Consider the following 16,963-nt stretch of genomic DNA (forward strand, 5'->3'; position numbering starts at 1 on the left):
CGGCTACGGGCGCCAGGCCGAACCCTGGCCGAGCATCGTGGCGGTGACCAGGGTGACGCCGCGCGGACTGACGTAGAAGCGCTTGCGGTCTTCTTCCGGGTCTACGCCGATGACCATGCCTTCGGGAATCCGGCACTGGCGGTCGATCACGCAGCGCTTGAGTACCGCATGCCGGCCGATTTCGACATTGGGAAGAATGACCGAGTCCTCGACCTTGGCCCAGCTGTGGACCTTGACGCCGGAGAACAGCATCGAATTGGTGACCGTGGCGCCGGAAATGATGCAGCCACTGGAAATCAGCGAGTCCATCGCTACGCCGCGGCGATCGTTGTCGTTGAACACGAACTTGGCCGGCGGCAGCTGTTTCTGATGGGTCCAGATCGGCCAGTGCGTGTCGTAGAGATCGAGTTCGGGCGTGACCTTGGTCATGTCCATGTTCGCTTCCCAGTAGGCATCGATGGTCCCCACGTCCCGCCAGTAGGGTTTCTCCGCGTTTCGGCCGACGCAGGAGTCGGCGAAGCGGTGGGCGAACACCCGGTGGCGCGCCACGATGTGGGGAATGATGTCCTTGCCGAAGTCGCGGCTGGAGCCGGGGGTGTGGGCGTCGCGCTCCAGCTGCTCGATGAGGAAGCGGGTATTGAAGATGTAGATGCCCATCGACGCCAGGGCGCGCTCGGGATTGCCGGGAATGCTCGGTGGGACCTGCGGCTTTTCGACGAACTCCACCACGCGGTCCTCGTCGTCGACGGCCATCACGCCGAACTCGCGGGCATCGGCAATCGGCACGTCGATGCAGGCCACCGTCATGTCGGCGCGCTGGCGGGCATGGGCGGCCAGCATGCGCCCATAGTCCATCTTGTAGATGTGGTCGCCGGCGACGATCAGCACGTGCTCGGGGTTGCAGCGGTGGATGAAGTTCAGGTTCTGGTAAACCGCATCGGCGGTGCCCTGGTACCACTGGGTTTCGTCGATCTGCTGCTGGGCGGGAAGGAGCTGGATGTACTCGTCGAAGCGGCCATCGAGGAAACTCCAGCCGCGCTGGATGTGGCGGATCAGGCTGTGGGCCTTGTACTGGGTGGCGACGCCGATCTTGCGGATGCCGGAGTTGACGCAGTTGGAGAGGGTGAAGTCGATGATGCGGAACTTGCCGGCAAAGTGCACCGCGGGTTTGGTGCGGAACTCGGTCAGCTGCTGGAGTCGACTGCCACGGCCGCCGGCCAGGATGATGGCGAAGGTGTTGCGGGTCAGTTGGCTGATGAAGCGTGTGCCGGTCTGGGTCCTGTCGCCAGGCGCGGCATCCGTCTGATGCAGGCCGTCGCGGATTTGAGGCATAGTGGTTTCCATTCGCTCCCTCTTCTTCTTGTTGTTGTTCCGATCCGTTGGTGGGGCTTCTCCTAAAGGCTGAAAATGACATTAGCCCACGCTCAATATTTGTTCAACGAAGGTCGCAACGTGCAGGCCTACCACTTTCTCGGCGCGCACCCGCAGCTCGAGGGGACGGCTTTCCGGGTCTGGGCACCGAATGCCGCGCAGGTCTCGGTGGTCGGCGATTTCAACGGCTGGCAGGGCGGTGTGCACGTCATGCACAGTCTGGGGCGCGGCGGCGTGTGGGAGGCGTTGGTACCCGAAGCCGGCCCTGGCAGCCTCTATCGTTTCGAGATCACCAACCGCGACAGCGGCGCGGTGCTGACCAAGAGCGATCCCTACGCCCGCGGTTTCGAACTGCGTCCGGGATCAGCGGCCTACGTGGTCGCGCCCTCGCAATACCGCTGGGGCGATGCGCAATGGCTGCAGCAGCGGGCCAGCTGGGACTGGCAGCACGCGCCGCTGAATATCTACGAGGTGCATGCCGGCTCGTGGATGCGCCATGCCGACGGCAGGCCCTACCTGTGGCGCGAGCTGGCCGAGCGGCTGATTCCCTACGCGGTGGCCCAGGGCTACACCCATATCGAGCTGCTGCCGATCACCGAGCACCCGCTCGACGAGTCCTGGGGCTACCAGGCCACCGGCTACTTTGCGCCGACCTCGCGCTACGGCTCGCCGGACGACCTGCGCGCCTTCATCGACGCCTGCCACGCGGCCGGTCTGGGCGTGCTGCTCGACTGGGTGCCTGGGCATTTTCCGCAGGACGACTGGGCGCTGGCCCGTTTCGACGGCACCGCACTGTACGAGCACGAAGACCCGCGTCTGGGCCTGCACGCCGACTGGGGCACGCACATCTTCAACTACGGCCGCCACGAGGTGCGCAGCTTCCTGCTGTCGTCGGCGCATTGGTGGCTGGCGGAGTTCCACTTCGATGGTCTGCGCGTCGACGCCGTGGCCTCGATGCTCTATCTCGACTACTCGCGCGAGCCGGGGCAGTGGCTGCCCAACCGCCATGGCGGGCGGGAAAACCTCGAGGCCATCGACTTCCTGCGCGAACTGAACACCATGGTGCACGGCGAATTCCCCGGCGCGCTGACCATTGCCGAAGAGTCCACCGCCTGGCCGCAGGTATCGCGCCCCACCTACGTCGGCGGCCTGGGCTTCTCGATGAAGTGGAACATGGGCTGGATGAACGACAGCCTGCGCTACTTCCAGCGCGATCCGCTGTTCCGGCGCTGGCACCACGACGAAGTCACCTTCGGTCAGGTCTACGCCTACAGCGAAAACTTCGTCCTGCCGCTGTCCCATGACGAGGTGGTGCACGGCAAGGGCTCGCTGAGCGGCAAGATGCCGGGCGACGCCTGGCAGCGCTTCGCCAACCTGCGCCTGTTGCTGGCCTGGCAGGCCTTCACGCCGGGCAAGAAGCTGATGTTCATGGGCGGCGAGTTCGGCCAGAGCCGCGAATGGTCGGAGGGCCGCGAGCTCGACTGGGAGCTGCTCGCCGAACCTGCGCACGCCGGCGTGCAGCGGCTGGCTGGCGACCTCAATCGCCTCTATCGGGATCTGCCCGCGCTGCACAGCCAGGACTTTGCCCGCGAGGGCTTCGAGTGGATCGACTGCCACGACAGCGAACACTCGGTGCTGTCCTGGTTGCGCTGGGGTCGCGATGGCAGCTTCGTGGTGGTGGCGGTCAACTTCACCCCGACGCCGCTGACCGGCTACCGCCTCGGCGTGCCGCACCCCGGGCGCTACGTTGAAGTGCTGAACAGCGACTCGACTCACTACGGTGGCAGCGACCTCGGCAATGGCGGCGCCATCGAGGCCGCCCTGGGCGAGTGGATGCGTCGTCCAGCCAACCTCGCCATCACCCTGCCACCGCTGGCTGTCGTGCTGTTGCGTCCCGTGACGGCGTGAGCGACACGCCAGGCTGACCTGCTCAGGCGTCGCTGCCACCGATCTGCTTGCGGTAGGCGCGGACGACCTCCAGGAAGGCGGCCAGAATCGGCGAGCGATCCTCAGCGCGAAAGACACAGCTCAAATCGATCCGGGCGTTCTCGGGCAGGCCGCTGATTGGCCGGTACACCACCCCCGGCAGCGCCAGCACCGACGTCGACTCAGACACCAGGCAGGCACCGAAGCCGCTGGCCACCAGGGCGATGGCCGAGACCACGTCGCCGACCTCCTGGGAAATCTGCGGGACGAAGCCGACCTGCTGGCAGAGGCCGATGACCCGGTCGATGAAGCTGGGGCGGCTGCCGGTGGGGAACACGACCAGCGGGTGCTCGGCGAGCGAGGCGAAGGGCACCACGGTCTGCTCGGCGAGCGGATGGCTCGCGCTGATCGCCAGCAGCAGCGACTCGGTGGTGACCAGCTCGGTAGCGAGGTCCGGCAAGGGCGTGATCACGCGGTTGAAACCCACGTTGATGCGCCGCTGGCGCAGGGCTTCGATCTGCTCGCTCTTGTTCATGCTGTGCAGGACGATCTTGACCTCGGGGTAGGCCGCGCGGAATTCGGCCAGCACCTTCGGGATGATGTCGAGGATCGCCGAACCGAAGATGCCGACGTCGAGGCGGCCGAGCTTGCCTTGTCCGGCGCGCTGGGTGCGTTCGGTGGCCTGCTCGACCACCGCGCGGATGTTGCGCGCCTCCTCGAGCAGCAGCTCGCCGGCCGGGGTCAGCTCCATGCCGCGCGGGGTGCGGGTGAACAGCTGCACCCCCAGTTCCTCCTCGAGCTGCTGGATCTGCCGGGTCAGCGGCGGTTGCGAGATGTGCAGTCGGGCAGCGGCGCGACCGATGTTCTGCTCTTCGGCAACGGCGATGAAATACCGGAGATGACGTAGTTCCATGCTGGTAACCCTGCAGGAGGAAACTGGCCGCTTGATACCTTTTGGGTACCAGGGAAAGTTTTCAATGGTATTGGACGGTAGAGCATGTGGGCAATAGATTTCCAGCCCACTCCATGCCTGACACTATGACGTGGAGTTTGTGGTCGCAGGTAAATACCGGTAAACAACAAAAACAACAACAGCGATATTCGCATCAAGGGCACGGCGAAATCTGCCCGTAGTGACGAGCCTGAATTGCAGACGAGGTTTTCCGCTTATTGGAGCTTTGAATAAGTAGTCATTTCCGCGCAGGCGGAAATCCACAAGCCAGGCAGCACCCGGGCTCCCGTATTCGCGGGAGCGAAGGTGAGTGGTTTTATTCGGATTTCCCCCAGGCACAGCTATTTCGCCACGGACGAAATAGCTGTGCCTGAGTTTGCCTTCAGGAAACAACTTCTGGTCTCGAGCTGATAACACCTCGGCTTGAGGTCGCTTGCATGCCGAATATCGCCAGCCAAGGACAACACCATGTACAGGAACGCGGGACTTTGGGTGGCGCTGACCAGCGCCCTGGTGGGCATGCACGCTGCGCATGCGGCGGTGAGCGTCGAGGAAGCCGCCAAGCTGGGCAATGGCACGCTGACTCCGCTGGGCGCGGAGATGGCCGGCAACGCGGATGGCTCGATTCCGTCCTGGACGGGCGGGGCCACCAGCCAGCCGCCCGGCAACCGCTTGGGCGATATCCCGACGCAGCTGTTCGCCCCTGAAAAGCCCTTGTTTCAGGTGAACGCCGGTAACGTGGCACAGCATGCCAGCCTGTTGTCAGAGGGCACCCGGGCCTTGCTGGCCAAGTATCCCGACAGTTTCCGCCTCGAGGTCTACCCCAGCCACCGCACCGCAGCCGCGCCGCAGGCGGTTTACGACAATGTGGCCAAGAACGCGTTGCGCTGCAGCATCCGCGAGGGCTGGGACACCATCAAGGGCTGCATCGGCGGCATTCCCTTTCCGATTCCCAGGCAAGGCGTCGAGGTGATGTGGAATCACCTGCTGCGCGTCGAGGCGCCTTCGATCGAATATCGTTTCCGCAATATCGTCGGCAGTGCCGATGGCAGCCACACGCTGGCCACCCGCAACGAAATCGCCTTCCAGTATCCGCCGTATTATCAGGGGGCCAGGCCCGAAGACTGGTCCGGCGAATATGCCATGTTTCGCTATCTCACCATCGAGCCACCATTCAAGTCCGGTGAGTCGCTGGTGGCTCGTGACAGTATCAATGGCAAGTATCCGCGCCAAGCCTGGCAATATATGGTCGGTCAGCGCCGGGTTCGGCGTGCGCCGACCGTCTCATACGATACGCCGGACTTCGTTTCATCCGGGGCCAACTATTTCGACGAGGTGCAGGGATTCTTCGGTGCCCTGGATCGTTACGAGTGGAAACTGATCGGCAAGCGGGAAATGCTGATTCCCTACAACACCAATGCCCTGCTCGGGGTGTCGGCCAGCGAGGCGCTGGACAAGCATCACCTCAATCCCGACCACCTGCGCTGGGAGCGCCACCGGGTCTGGGAAGTGGAGGCGACCCTGGCCGAGGGGCGGCGCCATGCGGTGCCCAAGCGTCGCTACTACATCGACGAGGACACCTGGTCGATCGCCCTGGTGGATGGCTACGACAAGCAGGGCACCCTGTGGCGCACCACCCAGACGATTCCCTACGTGGTGCCGGCAATCCCTGCGACCCTGCTGCGCACTGCGGTGGTATTCAACCTGCAGGCCGACACCATGAGTGTGGTGCAGATGCTCAACGAAGAAGACTTCAAGGTGGTGCCGCCCAAGCCGGAGAGCTATTTCACCGGCGCCGCGGTGGCCGCCGAAGGCGTGCGCTGATCCAGCCAATCCCGCCATTCCAGGAGCCTGCCAGGTCACGCGCTATCGGCGCGCGGCCGGCTTTTCAGTGCGGCTCGCCGGGTGCGCCTACGTCGATACTCTAAAGGTATCAAGGCGGCCTAATTTTAGTATTGGACGGTAAGCCTCGCGGGCCATAGTTTTTGAACTGTCTCCGCAGGCAGCGGGGCGAGCGCCGAGGGACGCAAGGGGCTCGCAAGAAGCGAACGAAACTCACAAAAACAAAAACGATTTCGAGGATGAAGACATGGGCAATAGCGCCAGTCTGCCGAAGTTCCACCTGAAGAAGCTGTTTTTCGCCGTAGCCGGCGCGATTGCGGGCCTGTCGGCCACTACTCCGGCGTTCGCCTTCCAGATCGACTCCGGCAATCCCGATGTGCGCATGTCGTGGGACAACACCGTCAAGTACAGCGCCGCCTGGCGCGTGAAGGATGCCGACTCCGACATCGCCGACAACTCCATCGGCCCGCAGGCCAACACCAACGACGGCGATCTCAACTTCGACAAAGGGCTGATCTCCAACCGCCTCGACCTGCTCTCCGAGTTCGACCTGCGCTACAAGCGCAACTACGGCCTGCGCCTCAGCGGTGCAGCCTGGTACGACGACGTCTACAACCAGTCCAACGACAATCCCGGGGCGCTGGGGGGCGCACTGGTGAACTCCCGTACCGTCGACTTCGACGAGTTCACCGACGACACCGAGAAGCTGCACGGGCGCAAGGCCGAGCTGCTGGACGCCTTCGTCTATGGCAGCTTCACTCCGGCGGACATGAACCTCAACACCAAGGCCGGCCGCTTCACCCAGCTGTACGGCGAGAGCCTGTTCTTCGGCTCCAACGGTATCGCTGCGGCGCAGACCTCGCTGGACCTGATCAAGGCGCTGTCGGTGCCCAACTCGCAGTTCAAGGAAATCCTCCGCCCGGTAGGCCAGGTGTCCGGCCAGCTGCAGATCAACTCCGACGTGTCGATCGGCGCCTACTACCAGCTGGAATGGCGCAAGAGCCGTCTGCCGGCGGCCGGTAGCTACTTCAGCTTCGCCGACTTCGTCGACGAGGGTGGCGAGGCCATCTTCGCGCCGGTTCCCGGCGGCATCGCCTTCCGTGACGACGATATCGAGGCCCGCGACTCGGGGCAGGGTGGCGTGCAGCTGAAGTTCAAGGCCGGCGATACCGAGTACGGCATCTATGCCGCCCAGTATCACGACAAGATGCCGCAGTTCTACCTGTACCCGGACACCAGTCGCTACGAGATGGTGTATGCCGAGGACATCCGCACCGTCGGCTTCAGCTTCAGCACCCTGGTCGGCGAAACCAACGTCGCCGGCGAACTGTCGTTCCGCGACGACATGCCGCTGGTGGCCAGCGGCAACACGGTGATCGTTCCGGCCAGCTTCGGTGCCGACGGTGGTGACGATGCCGCCTTCCCGAAAGGCCGCACCATGCACGTCAACCTGTCGGCGATCAGCGTGCTGGCGGCCACCCCGTTCTGGGACGGCGCCTCGTTCATCGGCGAGTTCGCCTTCAACCGCCGCCTGAGCGTCACCGACAACAAGGACCAGCTCGATCCCGAGGCTACCCGCGACGCCAGCGCCCTGCAGTTCATCTTCACCCCCGAGTACTTCCAGGTGGCCCCCGGCCTCGACCTGCAGATGCCGATCGGCGTGAGCTACGGCCTGTCCGGGCGCTCCTCGGTGAACGGTGCACTGTTCCCCGCCAACCACGGCGGCAACATCAGCGTCGGCCTCAAGGCCGAATACCAGAAGACATGGCAGGCCAGCCTGGGCTTCACCCACTACTACGGGCCGGATGGCTCGGTCATCAAGTACGACACCTCCGTACCGGAGCTTTCCTACAACAACTTCCACGGTGACCGCGACTTCGTCTCGCTGTCCGTGCAACGCACCTTCTGAGTTCTTATCCCCTGAGTCGAGGATTATAAAATGCACAAGAAAACGGCTTTGTGGGCAGCTCTGGCTGCCGTGCTGATGGGCGCACAGGGCGTGCAGGCTGCGGTAAGTCCGGAGGAGGCCGCCGCACTCGGCAAGACCCTGAATCCGCTGGGTGGCGAGATGGCCGCCAACCAGGACGGCAGCATTCCGGCCTGGACAGGCAAGCAGGGCGTGTCCGCTTCCAGCGCCAAGGTCGGCGACATCCCGGTACAACCGTTCCCGGGTGAGAAGGCAGTCGCGCAGATCACCGCGCAGAACATGGCGCAGTACGTCGACAAGCTCTCCGAAGGTACCCAGGCGCTGCTGAAGAAATACCCGGACAGCTTCCGCGTCGACGTCTACCCGACCCACCGCACCGGTGCGGCACCACAGTTCGTGTACGACAACACGGCGAAGAACGCCACCCAGTGCCAGACCAAGGACGACGGCAAGTCGCTGCAGGGCTGCTACGGCGGCATCCCGTTCCCGATCCCCAAGGCGGGCATCGAAGTGGTCTGGAACCACCTGCTGCGGGTCGAGAACGAAGCCACCGATGTGACCAACTTCAAGAACATCGTCCTCACTGCCGATGGTTCGCGCACCCTGGCGACCCAGAACGACCAGTCCAACCAGTATCCCTACTACTACAAGGACGGTACTGCGGATAAGTGGAGCGGCGAGTACTTCCTCATGCGCTTCGCCACCACCGCCCCGCCGTTCAAGGCCGGTGAGTCGCTGGTGTTCCGCGACAGCATCGACGTCAAGCAGTCGCGTCAGGCCTGGCAGTACCTGGTCGGCCAGCGCCGCGTGCGCCGTGCTCCGACCGTGGCCTACGACACCCCGGACTTCGTCGCTTCGGGTGCCAACTACTTCGACGAGGTGATGGGCCTGATGGGGCATATCGACCGCTTCGACTGGAAACTGGTCGGCAAGCGCGAGATGTACGTGCCCTACAACGCCAACGAGGTGGTCACCGCCAAGCTGGACGAGGCCTACGGCCAGCACCACCTCAATCCGGACAAGGTGCGCTGGGAGCTGCACCGCGTCTGGGAAGTGGAAGCGACCGTGGCTGGTGGCAAGCGTCACGCCGTGGCCAAGCGCAAGTTCTACTTCGACGAGGACTCCTGGATGGTCCTGCTGATGGACGGCTACGACAGCGAGGGCAAGCTGTGGCGCACCACCCAGATCACCCCGTTCGTGCTGCCTTCCACGCCGATGCTGGCGCTCAAGCCGGCGCACATCTTCAACCTGCAGGCCAACACCATGAGCACCACCCAGTCGCTCAACGAGGCGGTCTACAAGGTTGATGAGCGCAAGCCAGAGACGCACTACACCGGTGATGCGGTCGCCGCCGAAGGCGTGCGCTGAGCCGCCGATCCAGGTAGCAGTCCCGGCACCTTCGCCCCACGCGGGGTGCCGGAGTTTCCTCTCATGACTTTCCCATCCCGCAGAGGCCGTGCTGGGCGCCCCAGCTAGGCGCCCCCGCTTGACGGCGCTGCGGAGGAGGGGAGTCGGATTCGAGTACGCATCATGCACGCGCTAAGTCCGCTCAACCGGCGCACGGCCCTGGCCGCCGCCATACTCTCCCTGGCCTGCCTGGCAGGTCCCTCCCACGCCGCAGGCGGCTCTACGGTGCCTGACCTGCTCGACCTCCCCGCGCGGGAAAGCGCGCGGGCGCAACACAGTCTGCAACTGGCAGTCGCTCGCGCCGGCAACCGGCTGGTGGCGGTGGGCGAGCGCGGCGCGGTGCTGATTTCCGACGACGCCGGGAACTCCTGGCGCCAGGCCAGGAGCGTGCCGGTGAGCGTGGCGCTGACCGATGTGCACTTTGTCTCGGCAACCCATGGCTGGGCAGTGGGCCACAGCGGTGTGGTGCTGCACAGCGCCGACGGCGGCGAGACCTGGCAGCGCCAGCTTGATGGCAACCAGGCGGCCGTGGTGGTTCGCGATGATGCCAAGCGCCGCGCCGAAGCCGGCGAGGAGGGCGCCGCCGCCGCACTGCGCAGCGCCGAATACCTGGTCACCGACGGTCCGGACAAGCCGTTCCTTGGCGTGCGCTTCGTCGATGAGCTGCATGGCTACGTGGTCGGCGCCTACGGCCTGGCCCTGCACACCGCCGACGGCGGCAAGAGCTGGCAGTCGCTGGTCGGGCGGGTGCCCAATCCACGCGGCAAGCACCTCTATCAGGTGCAGGTCGATGGCAGCACGCTGCTGATCGCTGGCGAGCAGGGTGCGCTGTTCCGCTCCAGCGACGCTGGCGCCAGTTTCACCGAGATTCGCACCCCCTACAGTGGCACCTTCTTCGGCGCGCTCGAGCTCGACGGCGATGCGCTGCTGGCCTTCGGCCTGCGCGGCAACGCCTGGCGCAGCGAGGATGGCGGCGCCAACTGGCAACAGGTCAAGCTCGGCCAGCCGGTGACGGTGAGCGCCGGGCGGCGCCTGCAGGATGGTTCCGTGTTGCTCGCCGACGAGAGCGGCCGCCTGCTGCGCAGTACCGACGGTGCACGCAGCTTCGTTGCCCTGGCGGTGCAGCCGGGCACCGGTCTGACCGGCATCGCCGAAGCCGCCGACGGCGCGCTGATCCTGTCCAGCGCGCGCGGGCTGTCCCGCGTCGAGCCGGATGCTCTGGCTTCCGGGGAGCGCGTTTCCGGGATCAATGTTTCGGGAGTCAAATGATGAGTCACGTCCAGTCCCTTCCCACCGATGCGGTGATCAGCGATCTGAAGGAGTTCGATCAGCGCTCCGGGATCCTCGCCGAGCGGCTGCTGTTCAACAACCGCCTGGCGATCGTGGTCATCTGCCTGTTCACCACCCTGGTGCTGGGTTACCAGGCGCTCGGGCTGTCGCTCAACGCGGCATTCGAGAAGATGATCCCCACCGGCCATCCGTACATCGCCAACTTCCTGGAGAACCGCAAGCAGTTGGCCGGTATGGGCAATACCCTGCGTATCGCCGTCGAGGCGAAAGAGGGCACCATCTTCGACGCCGAGTACCTCGACACCGTGCGCAAGCTCAGCGACGAGGTGTTCCTGCTGCCCGGCGTCGACCGCCCGTACATGAAGTCGCTGTGGGCGCCGGCGGTGCGCTGGACCGGCGTGACCGAAGACGGCCTGGACGGCGGCCCGGTGATCCCCGACGACTACGATGGCTCGGCGCAGAGCCTCGAGCAGGTGCGCATCAACGTCGAGCGTTCCGGCGAGATCGGTCAGCTGGTGGCGGGCAACTACCAGTCGAGCATCGTGCTGGTGCCGCTGCAGGAACGCATCGCCGAGACCGGCGAGCGCATCGACTACCACGCGCTGTCGCAGCGCATCGAGCAGCTGCGCGCCAAGTACGAGTCGGACAAGGTCGCCATCCACGTCACCGGCTTCGCCAAGGTGGTCGGCGACCTGATCGACGGCCTGCGCCAGGTGTTGGTGTTCTTCGCCGCTGCCATCGTCATCTGCACCGCCGTACTCTACTGGTACACCCGCTGCCTGCGCAGCACCCTGCTGGTGGTGCTGTGCTCGATGATCGCTGTGGTCTGGCTGCTCGGCCTGCTGCCGACGCTCGGCTACGAACTGGACCCGTACTCGGTGCTGGTGCCCTTCCTGGTGTTCGCCATCGGCATGAGCCATGGCGCGCAGAAGATGAACGGCATCATGCAGGACATCGGCCGCGGCACCCACCGCCTGGTGGCGGCGCGCTACACCTTCCGCCGCCTGTTCCTCGCCGGCATGACCGCACTGCTGGCCGATGCCGTGGGCTTCGCGGTGCTGATGGTGATCGACATCCAGGTGATCCAGGATCTGGCCATCACCGCCAGCATCGGCGTGGCCGTGCTGATCTTCACCAACCTGGTGCTGCTGCCGATCCTGCTGTCCTACACCGGCGTCAGCCCGGTGGCCGCCCAGCGCAGTCTCAAGGCCGAGCTGATGGAGGCTAATGACGCCGAGCACAAGAAGCACCCGTTCTGGGCCTTCCTCGACCTGTTCACCCGCACGCCGTGGGCCGGCCTGGCCGTGGGCCTCGGCCTGGTGCTGGGCGCCATCGGCCTGACCATCAGCTTCCAGCTGAAGATCGGCGACACCGACCCGGGCGCCCCCGAGCTGCGTGCCGACTCGCGCTACAACCAGGACAACGCCTTCATGGTCGCCAACTACGCGGCGAGCAGCGACGTCTACATCGTCATGGTCAAGACCCCGCAATACGCCTGCGCCCACTACAGCACCCTGCGTGCGGTGGATGCGCTGGAGCGCGAGCTGCAGCAGTTGCCGGGCGTCGAGGCGACCAGCTCGCTGGCCGGGCTGGCCAAGGTGGCCAACGCCGGGATGAACGAGGGCAGCCTCAAGTGGTACGAGATGCCGCGCTCGCAGGACATGCTCAACGCGATCATCACCCGCGCCCCGCGCGAGATGTTCAACCAGAACTGCGACCTGCTGACCGTCTACGCCTACCTCAAGGACCACAAGGCCGACACCCTGACCAGCGTGGTCAACACCGTGGAAACCTTTGCCGCGCAGTACGGCAGCGACGACATCCGCTTCCTCAACGCCGCCGGCAACGCCGGCATCGAGGCCGCCACCAACATCGTGGTGAAGAAGGCCAACGTGCAGATGCTGTTCCTGGTCTACGCTGCGGTGATCGTGCTGGCCTTCATCACCTTCCGCTCGTGGCGGGCGGTGGTCTGCGCGGTGGTCCCGCTGATGATCACCTCGGTGCTCTGCGAGGCGCTGATGGTCTGGCTGAACATCGGCGTCAAGGTCGCCACTCTGCCGGTGATCGCCCTCGGCGTCGGCATCGGCGTGGACTACGCGCTGTACGTGATGACGGTGACCCTGGCGCGGTTGAAGGAGGGCATGAGTCTGTCCGAGGCCTACTACAAGGCGCTGATCTTCACCGGCAAGGTGGTGGTGCTGACCGGCATTACCCTGGGCATCGCGGTGGCCACCTGGGTCTGGTCGCCGATCAAGTTCCAGGCCGACATGGGCATCCTGCTCGCCTTCATGTTCGTGTGGAACATGCTCGGCGCGCTGATCCTGCTGCCGGCGCTCGCCCACTTCCTCCTGCGGCCGAGCCAGGTTGAGGCCCAGCCGCAGGCGCAGGCCGTGGCGGTCTGACCAAGCTCTAATGGCGTACAGGCGGCCCGTAGCGTAAGTTACAGGCCGCCTTTCCCGTTTCCTGACGGGACCATCAAGATAAAGCCGGCCAAGAGCCGGGCAGGCTCAGAGGAGGAGGGCGCAGTCGCCTTCCTTTCTCTGGCGGGGCTGCCCTCCGCCATGCCATGCCCGACCATTCGCGAGCCGGTGGGGGATGACAGACATGGCTGTACAACGCTCGCTCGAGCGCTTCAACCTGCGCTCGAGACTGCGCTTCGATATCGACGCCGGGCAGATCTGGCTGGACGAGAGCCGCATGCTGCTGCTCCACGCCAAGGCCCTCGGCGCCCTGCGCCGCGAACTGTATGACTCGCTCGGCGCCAAGCGGGCCCACGGCCTGCTGTTCCGCATGGGCTTCGCCGCCGGGCAGGAGGACGCCGAGCGCGCCTCCAAGCTGCTCGGCGAGGGCGACAACTACGACGTGTTCCAGATCGGCCCCGAGCTGCACGCCTTCGAGGGCCTGGTCAAATCGACCATCACCGAGGCGCAGATCGACTGGGAGCAGGGCACCTTCTTCGGCGAGGTGGTCTGCGAGAACTCCTGGGAGGCCGAGTCCCACCTGCAGCAGTACGGCATCGGCGAGGAAACGGCCTGCTGGACGCTGTCCGGCTATGCCTCGGGCTACGTGACCCGCTTCTTCCGCCGCTTCATCGTGTTCCGCGAGACCCAGTGCACCTGCCGCGGCGACCACCAGTGCGTGATGGTCGGCAAGCCGGTCGAGGCCTGGGGCGACGATGCCTACCTGGAATACTGTCGCCCGGCGGAGATGGACACCGCCTACCAGGAGCTGGCGCAGGAACTCTGGCAGCTGCGCGGCCGCCAGCGCGAGCAGATGCCGAGCGGCAAGCTGGTCGGTGGCTCGCCGGCGTTTCGCACCGCCTTCGACCTGCTGAGCAAGGCCGCCCGCAGCCCGATCACCGTGCTGCTGCTCGGCGAGACCGGCGTGGGCAAGGAAGTGTTCGCCCAGTGGCTGCACGAGAACAGCGACCGCGCCAAGCAGCCGTTCGTGGCGGTCAACTGCGCGGCGATCCCCAACGACCTGATCGAGTCCGAACTGTTCGGCGTGCAGAAGGGCGCCTTCACCGGCGCGCAGCAGTCGCGCCCCGGCCGCTTCGAGCGCGCCGATGGCGGCACGCTGTTCCTCGACGAGTTGGGCGATCTGTCGCCCTCTGCCCAGGTCAAGCTGCTGCGCGTACTGCAGACCGGCGAGGTCGAACGCCTCGGCGACGACAAGACCCGCAAGGTCAACGTGCGCCTGGTGGCGGCGACCAACGTCAACCTGCAGCAGGCGATTGCCGATGGGCGCTTCCGCGCCGACCTCTACTACCGTCTGGCCACCTACCCGGTGGCGATCCCGCCGCTGCGCGAGCGCAAGGCGGACATCCCGATCCTGGTCAGCTCACTGCTGGAGAAGTACGCGCCGACCTACAACAAGACCCTGAACGGCGTGACCGACCGCGCGATGCAGGCGCTGATGGCCTACAACTGGCCGGGCAACGTGCGCGAGCTGGAAAACCTGGTCGAGCGCGCCGTGCTGCTGGTGCCCTCCGGCGGGCAGATCGAGCTGGAGCACCTGTTCGCCGGCAGCGTGCCGGCCGCGCCGCAAGGGGTGGCCGTCGACCGCCAAGGCCAGGTGGGCAATGCCGAGGAAGCGCGTCGCGAGCAGCTCTACGACACCCTGCTCGACGACCATTTCGACCTGCAGGCCCACGAGAACCGCCTGCTCCAACTGGCCGTACGCCGCGCCAACGGCAACCTGACCCACGCCGCCCGCCTGCTCGGCATCACCCGCCGGCAGCTGGCGTATCGGTTGAAGCAGGCCAATGGCGAGGCGGGAGCGTGTGCACAGGAAGTCAGCGGCTGACAGGGGGTGGACGCGCCTTCCCGGGGCCGGGAAGGCACCAGACCATCATCCCTGGCGCGGCGGAATCGCGTAGGTGCCGACCACATGCGCCACGGCGTCGGTGGAGCCTTCCGAATACAGGTAGACCTCGCCGACTACCAGCGACTTGCCGACCTTGATCAGCTTGCAGACGCCGACGATGCTCCGGTCCCCCGCTGGCTTGCGCAGGAAGTTGGCGGTCAGGTTGGTGGTCACCGCCATCGGCACCATGCCGATCTCGCCCAGCAGCGCCACGTACAGCGCGACATCGGCGATGCTCATCAGCACCGGGCCGGAGACAGTGCCGCCGGGGCGCAATTCGTCGTGACCGACCGGATGCCAGACCGTGGCGCTGCCATCGCCGACCTTTTCCACGATGCACTTGGTCTGCGGGAACTCGGCGGCGATGAATGCGGCGATTTCTTCTTTGCTGGCCATGAAAATCCTCCCTGAAAAATGATTGGAAACCGAAGCTACTACAGGGAGAGAGGCGCGACCAGCGCCCGCTCGAGGCGGCCTGCATGTCGACTCCTGTAGGGACTTCCCGGGTGACCAAAACGAACAGTGAGCGCTGATGGCCCCCGCCAGCCGCGGCGGATGCTGCAAATGTCGACTCGCCACTGGCCAGGATGCCGCTCGCTGCCCCTCGGAGTCGACGGTTTCCCCTCCCGCGCAGCTTGCTTCCGTCCCTTTTCTATCGCGCGTACCGCCAGTGCCGAGCCGACCGCCTTCAGTCGCCCGCTTTTTTTGCACTGCACCTTTACGTTTTTGTAAGGCACCAGGGGCCTGCGGACCAAAGCGTCATGCACAGTGCCGGCCAGGAATCCCGTTATTTCCTGATAAATCCTTTAAAAACAATTACTTAAATAAGTTGGCACCGTCCCTGCAATGTAACAAGCGTCCATAGCAAGACCGCCTGCCCGGACTCCCCCACGAACCGGACAGGCAACCAAACCGCATCAAGCCAAATAATGGAGACAACAAATGGCGATGACAGGTGTGCTGCGGCCGGGCCATGCCCAGGTTCGCGTGCTGAATCTCGAAGAAAGCGTCCGCTTCTACCGGGACGTGCTGGGCCTGGTGGAAACCGGGCGCGATGCGCAGGGCCGCGTCTACTTCAAGTGCTGGGACGAGCGCGATCACAACAGCTACGTGATCCGCGAGGCGGACAGCGCCGGTCTCGACTTCTTCGGCTTCAAGGTGCTCGACAAGGCCACCCTCGAGCAACTGGATGCCGACCTGCAGGCCTACGGCCTGACCACCACCCGCATCCCGGCCGGCGACATGCTGGAAACCGGCGAGCGCGTGCGCTTCGAACTGCCCTCCGGCCACCTGATCGAGCTGTACGCCGAGAAGACCATCGTCGGCAACGGCGCCGGCCTGGTCAATCCGGCGCCCTGGACCCAGGCGCGCGAGCATGGCATCGGTCCGGTGCGCCTCGATCACACCCTGCTGTACGGGCCGAACATCGCCGAAGTGCAGAAGATCTTCACCGAGGTGCTGGGCTTCTACCTGGTCGAGCGCGTGCTCACTCCCGATGGCCAGGGCAACGCCGCCATCTGGCTGTCCTGCTCGCACAAGGTCCACGACATCGCCTTCGCCGAATACCCCGAGCCGGGCAAGCTGCACCACTGCTCGTTCCTGATGGAGAGCTGGGAGCAGGTGCTGCGTGCCGGCGACATCATGTCGATGAACGAGGTCAACGTCGACATCGGCCCGACCCGCCACGGCGTCACCCGCGGCTGCACCATCTACGCCTGGGACCCCTCCGGCAACCGCTTCGAGACCTTCATGGGCGGCTACCAGCCGTATCCGGACTACGAGCCGATCACCTGGACCTTCGACAACTTCGGCCAGGGCCTCGACTACCCGCAGCGCAAGCTGCACGAAACCTTCCTCACCGTCGTGACCTGAGGAGACCGGCC

At 65.2% G+C, this 16,963-nt stretch carries 11 protein-coding genes; 8 read left to right on the forward strand and 3 right to left on the reverse strand.

Going from position 1 to position 16,963, the window contains the following annotated elements:
- Window positions 1–3: 3 nt before the first annotated feature.
- Entirely contained in the window at window positions 4–1,332 is a 1,329-nt protein-coding gene (glgC, locus tag BMZ19_RS11710; RefSeq protein ID WP_090311096.1) for a glucose-1-phosphate adenylyltransferase, read from the reverse strand.
- A gap of 75 nt (window positions 1,333–1,407) precedes the next feature.
- On the opposite strand from glgC, the gene glgB reads away from it, so the two are divergent.
- Window positions 1,408–3,279, forward strand: a complete 1,872-nt coding sequence (glgB, locus tag BMZ19_RS11715) for a 1,4-alpha-glucan branching protein GlgB (RefSeq protein ID WP_090311098.1) — start codon at window positions 1,408–1,410, stop codon at window positions 3,277–3,279.
- 22 nt (window positions 3,280–3,301) lie between these two features.
- On the opposite strand, the gene BMZ19_RS11720 is transcribed toward glgB, so the two are convergent.
- On the reverse strand, window positions 3,302–4,210 hold the full coding sequence (locus BMZ19_RS11720; protein ID WP_090311099.1) for a LysR family transcriptional regulator: 909 nt from the start codon (window positions 4,208–4,210) through the stop codon (window positions 3,302–3,304).
- Between the two features lie 507 nt (window positions 4,211–4,717).
- Between BMZ19_RS11720 and BMZ19_RS11725 the strand changes: the two genes are divergently transcribed.
- From BMZ19_RS11725 to BMZ19_RS11750, 6 genes are all read left to right on the forward strand, one after another.
- A complete protein-coding gene (locus BMZ19_RS11725) occupies window positions 4,718–6,073 on the forward strand; it encodes a DUF1329 domain-containing protein (protein WP_090311100.1) in 1,356 nt (451 codons plus the stop codon).
- A 265-nt stretch (window positions 6,074–6,338) separates the two neighbouring features.
- Window positions 6,339–8,000, forward strand: coding sequence for a DUF1302 domain-containing protein (locus BMZ19_RS11730; RefSeq protein WP_090311102.1), 1,662 nt, complete (start codon window positions 6,339–6,341; stop codon window positions 7,998–8,000).
- Between the two features lie 30 nt (window positions 8,001–8,030).
- Complete coding sequence (locus BMZ19_RS11735; RefSeq protein WP_090311104.1) at window positions 8,031–9,386, forward strand: DUF1329 domain-containing protein; 1,356 nt, start codon at window positions 8,031–8,033, stop codon at window positions 9,384–9,386.
- Between the two features lie 162 nt (window positions 9,387–9,548).
- On the forward strand, window positions 9,549–10,694 hold the full coding sequence (locus BMZ19_RS11740) for a WD40/YVTN/BNR-like repeat-containing protein (RefSeq protein WP_090311106.1): 1,146 nt from the start codon (window positions 9,549–9,551) through the stop codon (window positions 10,692–10,694).
- A complete protein-coding gene (locus BMZ19_RS11745; RefSeq protein WP_090311108.1) occupies window positions 10,694–13,117 on the forward strand; it encodes an efflux RND transporter permease subunit in 2,424 nt (807 codons plus the stop codon). Before BMZ19_RS11740 ends, BMZ19_RS11745 begins: the two co-directional genes overlap by 1 nt.
- A gap of 202 nt (window positions 13,118–13,319) precedes the next feature.
- On the forward strand, window positions 13,320–15,020 hold the full coding sequence (locus tag BMZ19_RS11750; RefSeq protein WP_090311110.1) for a sigma-54-dependent Fis family transcriptional regulator: 1,701 nt from the start codon (window positions 13,320–13,322) through the stop codon (window positions 15,018–15,020).
- Between the two features lie 45 nt (window positions 15,021–15,065).
- Here BMZ19_RS11750 and BMZ19_RS11755 read toward each other — a convergent pair whose 3' ends face one another.
- Window positions 15,066–15,476, reverse strand: a complete 411-nt coding sequence (locus BMZ19_RS11755) for a PaaI family thioesterase (protein ID WP_090311114.1) — start codon at window positions 15,474–15,476, stop codon at window positions 15,066–15,068.
- Between the two features lie 546 nt (window positions 15,477–16,022).
- Here BMZ19_RS11755 and BMZ19_RS11760 point away from each other — a divergent pair.
- Entirely contained in the window at window positions 16,023–16,952 is a 930-nt protein-coding gene (locus tag BMZ19_RS11760; protein WP_090311117.1) for a catechol 2,3-dioxygenase, read from the forward strand.
- Window positions 16,953–16,963: the final 11 nt, after the last annotated feature.

The sequence above is a fragment of the Pseudomonas linyingensis genome, assembly GCF_900109175.1.
GTDB classification, from domain to species: domain Bacteria; phylum Pseudomonadota; class Gammaproteobacteria; order Pseudomonadales; family Pseudomonadaceae; genus Geopseudomonas; species Geopseudomonas linyingensis.